Genomic DNA, 318 nt, shown 5'->3' with positions numbered 1-318 from the left:
CCGGCCACCAGGTGGTGCTCGCGGTCTGGGACATCGCCGACACCGGCAACGCCTTCTACTCCTGCACCGACGTCGCCTTCTGACGCCCCGGGCGTCCTGCGGAGCCGGCTTCCCGAGGCCCCTGGAGTCCGCCGGGGCCCGCGCGAAAAGCCGGACCGGGCGTCCCGCCGATACGGCTGGACACCCGGTCGGGCACGATGCGCGGCTGCTCAGTGGACGCCGCAGCAGCCGCCGCCGGCGCCGCCGCACCTGCCCTCCGCTGCGGACCGGGCGCAGCACTCACCGCCAGGCTCTCAGCCGGAACCGGCGGCGGGGCAC

General features: G+C 76.4%; 1 protein-coding gene. It reads left to right on the top strand.

Going from position 1 to position 318, the window contains the following annotated elements; genetic code table 11:
• Positions 1-11 precede the first annotated feature (11 nt).
• On the top strand, positions 12-83 hold the full coding sequence (locus UK12_RS40695; protein WP_269432073.1) for a lytic polysaccharide monooxygenase: 72 nt from the start codon (positions 12-14) through the stop codon (positions 81-83).
• The last annotated feature ends 235 nt before the right edge of the window (positions 84-318 follow it).

The sequence above is a fragment of the Saccharothrix sp. ST-888 genome (assembly GCF_000955975.1).
Taxonomy (GTDB): Bacteria; Actinomycetota; Actinomycetes; order Streptomycetales; family Streptomycetaceae; genus Kitasatospora.
Note: the sequence above shows the minus strand (reverse complement) of the source record. Positions and strands in the feature narration are given on the sequence as shown.